This window comes from Neisseria sp. HMSC067G12 (assembly GCF_001812725.1).
Taxonomy (GTDB): Bacteria; Pseudomonadota; Gammaproteobacteria; order Burkholderiales; family Neisseriaceae; genus Neisseria; species Neisseria perflava.
Window position 1 is genome coordinate 1 of the sequence record NZ_KV810179.1, and the last position, 6,228, is coordinate 6,228.

At 50.1% G+C, this 6,228-nt stretch carries 1 protein-coding gene, 2 tRNA genes and 3 rRNA genes; all 6 read right to left on the minus strand.

Annotated features, from left to right (window positions below; translation table 11 throughout):
* Window positions 1-218 precede the first annotated feature (218 nt).
* On the minus strand, window positions 219-506 hold the full coding sequence (locus HMPREF2871_RS00020) for a ComEA family DNA-binding protein (protein ID WP_004520163.1): 288 nt from the start codon (window positions 504-506) through the stop codon (window positions 219-221).
* Window positions 507-822: 316 nt separating this feature from the next.
* Window positions 823-936 (minus strand): 5S ribosomal RNA (gene rrf, locus HMPREF2871_RS00030).
* A 96-nt stretch (window positions 937-1,032) separates the two neighbouring features.
* A 23S ribosomal RNA gene (locus HMPREF2871_RS00035) occupies window positions 1,033-3,921 on the minus strand.
* 348 nt (window positions 3,922-4,269) lie between these two features.
* Window positions 4,270-4,345: transfer RNA gene (locus tag HMPREF2871_RS00040), tRNA-Ala, on the minus strand.
* A gap of 5 nt (window positions 4,346-4,350) precedes the next feature.
* Window positions 4,351-4,427 (minus strand) — tRNA-Ile (locus tag HMPREF2871_RS00045).
* Window positions 4,428-4,532: 105 nt separating this feature from the next.
* Window positions 4,533-6,073, minus strand: a 16S ribosomal RNA gene (locus tag HMPREF2871_RS00050).
* The 16S, 23S and 5S rRNA genes sit together here with 2 tRNA genes alongside, the layout of an rRNA operon.
* Window positions 6,074-6,228 lie beyond the last annotated feature (155 nt).

The following is a 6,228-nucleotide window of genomic DNA, read 5'->3' on the forward strand; positions in this document are numbered from 1 at the left end:
CCATTTTCTGTCAAATGCCTTTAAGTACATATCTTTCTTCCCTTTATCTTCTATATCTCTATCCAACAAGAGGCACCCTATCCGTTTATCCCTTCACCCCATGTAAAGTCTCCACTGGTTCAAGTTTTATTCCCACCCCCAAACAAAGCCGCCCCGTGGCCCAACCGGCAAACGGTTCGGCCTCGGGGCGGCATATACGGCACAAACGTCCGTCAGACTTATTTTTTCACGGCAGGCTGCGCGGCCTTAGGCGCGGCAGAAGAAACCGTCGCCTCCGCCTTCAACTTGTTCAGCACCGCATCACCGATGCCCTTCACGTTTTTCAGCTCCTCCACCGATTTGAACGCACCGTTCTTCTGACGATATTCCACAATCGCTTTCGCCTTAGCCGGGCCGATACCCGGCAATGCCTCCAGTTCGGCAGAAGAGGCCGTATTGACGTTCACGGCAGCCAAAGAGAATGCCGTACACACGGCGGCAAAGACACCAAATAAAAATTTCTTCATCAGGGTTTTCCTATAACGTGTTGGATTGAATCAACCGGGCCGGCTGCAGGACAGTTTTACTTCCCCGCAGACACTGCCACACGACAGTAGAACACGGCCCTATTCCATATAAATGCATACGACATAATAACGCAAATACCGTTCGATTTCAAATATTCTAAACAGTTAACCGTAACTTTCGGCACTTTATGTTCAAGAATAACAACATAGTTATCATCCTTTAATTTAAACAACAAGAATGCATGAGTCATCAAACCGACAGAACCGACAGGCATGTAAAAAGCCCCCGACATCAGTCGGGGGCTTCGGAATGAGTGTTTGGCGGTGACCTACTTTCACATGGAAGAACCACACTATCATCGGCGCTGAGTCGTTTCACGGTCCTGTTCGGGATGGGAAGGCGTGGGACCAACTCGCTATGGCCGCCAAACTTAAACTGTTACAAATCGGTAAAGCCTTAATCAATATATTTGGTGATGACTGAATCAGTCAGTAAGCTTTTATCTCTTGAAGTTCTTCAAATGATAGAGTCAAGCCTCACGAGCAATTAGTATGGGTTAGCTTCACGCGTTACCGCGCTTCCACACCCCACCTATCAACGTCCTGGTCTCGAACGACTCTTTAGTGTGGTTAAACCACAAGGGAAGTCTCATCTTCAGGCGAGTTTCGCGCTTAGATGCTTTCAGCGCTTATCTCTTCCGAACTTAGCTACCCGGCTATGCAACTGGCGTTACAACCGGTACACCAGAGGTTCGTCCACTCCGGTCCTCTCGTACTAGGAGCAGCCCCCGTCAAACTTCCAACGCCCACTGCAGATAGGGACCAAACTGTCTCACGACGTTTTAAACCCAGCTCACGTACCACTTTAAATGGCGAACAGCCATACCCTTGGGACCGACTACAGCCCCAGGATGTGATGAGCCGACATCGAGGTGCCAAACTCCGCCGTCGATATGAACTCTTGGGCGGAATCAGCCTGTTATCCCCGGAGTACCTTTTATCCGTTGAGCGATGGCCCTTCCATACAGAACCACCGGATCACTATGTCCTGCTTTCGCACCTGCTCGACTTGTCGGTCTCGCAGTTAAGCTACCTTTTGCCATTGCACTATCAGTCCGATTTCCGACCGGACCTAGGTAACCTTCGAACTCCTCCGTTACTCTTTGGGAGGAGACCGCCCCAGTCAAACTGCCTACCATGCACGGTCCCCGACCCGGATTACGGGTCTGGGTTAGAACCTCAAAGACACCAGGGTGGTATTTCAAGGACGGCTCCACAGAGACTGGCGTCTCTGCTTCAAAGCCTCCCACCTATCCTACACAAGTGACTTCAAAGTCCAATGCAAAGCTACAGTAAAGGTTCACGGGGTCTTTCCGTCTAGCAGCGGGTAGATTGCATCTTCACAACCACTTCAACTTCGCTGAGTCTCGGGAGGAGACAGTGTGGCCATCGTTACGCCATTCGTGCGGGTCGGAACTTACCCGACAAGGAATTTCGCTACCTTAGGACCGTTATAGTTACGGCCGCCGTTTACTGGGGCTTCGATCCGATGCTTGCACATCTTCAATTAACCTTCCAGCACCGGGCAGGCGTCACACCCTATACGTCCACTTTCGTGTTAGCAGAGTGCTGTGTTTTTAATAAACAGTCGCAGCCACCTATTCTCTGCGACCCTCCAGGGCTTACGGAGCAAGTCCTTAACCTTAGAGGGCATACCTTCTCCCGAAGTTACGGTATCAATTTGCCGAGTTCCTTCTCCCGAGTTCTCTCAAGCGCCTTAGAATTCTCATCCTGCCCACCTGTGTCGGTTTGCGGTACGGTTCGATTCAAACTGAAGCTTAGTGGCTTTTCCTGGAAGCGTGGTATCGGTTACTTCATGTCCGTAGACACTCGTCGTCACTTCTCGGTGTTAAGAAGACCCGGATTTGCCTAAGTCTTCCACCTACCGGCTTAAGCAAGCTATTCCAACAGCTTGCTAACCTAACCTTCTCCGTCCCCACATCGCATTTGAATCAAGTACAGGAATATTAACCTGTTTCCCATCGACTACGCATTTCTGCCTCGCCTTAGGGGCCGACTCACCCTACGCCGATGAACGTTGCGTAGGAAACCTTGGGCTTTCGGCGAGCGGGCTTTTCACCCGCTTTATCGCTACTCATGTCAACATTCGCACTTCTGATACCTCCAGCACACTTTACAATGCACCTTCATTGGCCTACAGAACGCTCCCCTACCATGCCAGTAAACTGGCATCCGCAGCTTCGGTTATAGATTTGAGCCCCGTTACATCTTCCGCGCAGGACGACTCGACCAGTGAGCTATTACGCTTTCTTTAAATGATGGCTGCTTCTAAGCCAACATCCTGGCTGTCTGGGCCTTCCCACTTCGTTTACCACTTAATCTATCATTTGGGACCTTAGCTGGCGGTCTGGGTTGTTTCCCTCTTGACAACGGACGTTAGCACCCGCTGTCTGTCTCCCGAGGAACCACTTGATGGTATTCTTAGTTTGCCATGGGTTGGTAAGTTGCAATAACCCCCTAGCCATAACAGTGCTTTACCCCCATCAGTGTCTTGCTCGAGGCACTACCTAAATAGTTTTCGGGGAGAACCAGCTATCTCCGAGTTTGTTTAGCCTTTCACCCCTATCCACAGCTCATCCCCGCATTTTGCAACATGCGTGGGTTCGGTCCTCCAGTACCTGTTACGGCACCTTCAACCTGGCCATGGATAGATCACTCGGTTTCGGGTCTACACCCAGCAACTGTTCGCCCTATTAAGACTCGGTTTCCCTACGCCTCCCCTATTCGGTTAAGCTCGCTACTGAATGTAAGTCGTTGACCCATTATACAAAAGGTACGCAGTCACACCACAAGGGTGCTCCCACTGTTTGTATGCATCAGGTTTCAGGTTCTATTTCACTCCCCTCCCGGGGTTCTTTTCGCCTTTCCCTCACGGTACTGGTTCACTATCGGTCGATGATGAGTATTTAGCCTTGGAGGATGGTCCCCCCATATTCAGACAGGATTTCACGTGTCCCGCCCTACTTTTCGTACGCTTAGTACCACTATTGAGATTTCGAATACGGGACTATCACCCACTATGGTCAAGCTTCCCAGCTTGTTCTTCTATCTCGACAGTTATCACGTACAGGCTCCTCCGCGTTCGCTCGCCACTACTTGCGGAATCTCGGTTGATTTCTTTTCCTCCGGGTACTTAGATGGTTCAGTTCTCCGGGTTCGCTTCGCTTATCCTATGTATTCAGATAAGGATACCTCCTAAGAGGTGGGTTTCCCCATTCGGACACCGCGGGATCATAGCTTTATTGCCAGCTCCCCCACGCTTTTCGCAGGCTTACACGTCCTTCGTCGCCTATCATCGCCAAGGCATCCACCTGATGCACTTATTCACTTGACTCTATCATTTCAAGAACCTCTTTGACTTCGTTTGCCTACCCGTTGACTAGGGAAGCAAACTTGAAATTCCTACTTTGATAAAGCTTACTGCTTTGTTGTGTCTTAATCCTGCCTTTTGTGTTTCAGGATTAAGTCGATACAATCATCACCCAAATACTGTGTTTGTTTCCTTTTCTCTTGCGAGAGATTTTTCATCCTTTGCAAAGAACAAAAAATTAAAACAAACTCATTGTCTTTGTTTGTTGATTTCGGCTTTCCAATTTGTTAAAGATCGATGCGTCAATATTTCACTTCGCAAATCAAAATAAGCTGCTAAGTATAGCAGGCTTCCTTTGATTTGTAAAGTTCTTGGTGGAGGCAAACGGGATCGAACCGATGACCCCCTGCTTGCAAAGCAGGTGCTCTACCAACTGAGCTATGCCCCCGTTCTTGGTGGGTCTGGGAGGACTTGAACCTCCGACCCCACGCTTATCAAGCGTGTGCTCTAACCAGCTGAGCTACAAACCCGGATTCTCTTCTTAAGCGAATCTTGTCTTCACTCAAGCTTTTCTCTTCCGCATCTTTTACAGTTTACCGATAAGTGTGAATGCATCAGGCCTCTTCTTTCTCTAGAAAGGAGGTGATCCAGCCGCAGGTTCCCCTACGGCTACCTTGTTACGACTTCACCCCAGTCATGAAGCATACCGTGGTAAGCGGGCTCCTTGCGGTTACCCTACCTACTTCTGGTATCCCCCACTCCCATGGTGTGACGGGCGGTGTGTACAAGACCCGGGAACGTATTCACCGCAGTATGCTGACCTGCGATTACTAGCGATTCCGACTTCATGCACTCGAGTTGCAGAGTGCAATCCGGACTACGATCGGTTTTGTGAGATTGGCTCCACCTCGCGGCTTGGCTACCCTCTGTACCGACCATTGTATGACGTGTGAAGCCCTGGTCATAAGGGCCATGAGGACTTGACGTCATCCCCACCTTCCTCCGGCTTGTCACCGGCAGTCTCATTAGAGTGCCCAACTAAATGATGGCAACTAATGACAAGGGTTGCGCTCGTTGCGGGACTTAACCCAACATCTCACGACACGAGCTGACGACAGCCATGCAGCACCTGTGTTACGGTTCCCGAAGGCACTCCTCCGTCTCTGGAGGATTCCGTACATGTCAAGACCAGGTAAGGTTCTTCGCGTTGCATCGAATTAATCCACATCATCCACCGCTTGTGCGGGTCCCCGTCAATTCCTTTGAGTTTTAATCTTGCGACCGTACTCCCCAGGCGGTCAATTTCACGCGTTAGCTACGCTACTAAGCAATCAAGTTGCCCAACAGCTAATTGACATCGTTTAGGGCGTGGACTACCAGGGTATCTAATCCTGTTTGCTACCCACGCTTTCGAGCATGAACGTCAGTGTTATCCCAGGAGGCTGCCTTCGCCATCGGTATTCCTCCACATCTCTACGCATTTCACTGCTACACGTGGAATTCTACCTCCCTCTGACACACTCTAGTCACCCAGTTCAGAACGCAGTTCCCAGGTTGAGCCCGGGGATTTCACATCCTGCTTAAGTAACCGTCTGCGCTCGCTTTACGCCCAGTAATTCCGATTAACGCTCGCACCCTACGTATTACCGCGGCTGCTGGCACGTAGTTAGCCGGTGCTTATTCTTCAGGTACCGTCATCAGCTGTCGGTATTAGCAACAGCCTTTTCTTCCCTGACAAAAGTCCTTTACAACCCGAAGGCCTTCTTCAGACACGCGGCATGGCTGGATCAGGCTTGCGCCCATTGTCCAAAATTCCCCACTGCTGCCTCCCGTAGGAGTCTGGGCCGTGTCTCAGTCCCAGTGTGGCGGATCATCCTCTCAGACCCGCTACTGATCGTCGCCTTGGTAGGCCTTTACCCCACCAACTAGCTAATCAGATATCGGCCGCTCGAATAACGCAAGGCCCGAAGGTCCCCTGCTTTCCTCCTCAGAGAATATGCGGTATTAGCTAATCTTTCGATTAGTTATCCCCCATTACTCGGTACGTTCCGATATATTACTCACCCGTTCGCCACTCGCCACCCAAGAAGCAAGCTTCTCTGTGCTGCCGTCCGACTTGCATGTGTAAAGCATGCCGCCAGCGTTCAATCTGAGCCAGGATCAAACTCTTATGTTCAATCTCTAACTTATAACTTCTGGTCTGCTTCAAAGAAACCGACAGGACAATGTCTAAAACATCATCTTGTCTGTCTTTCAAACAGTGTGAGGCCTAATGCACTCACACTTATCGGTAATCTGTTTTTTAAAGAGCGAATCGAATTATACAGTACA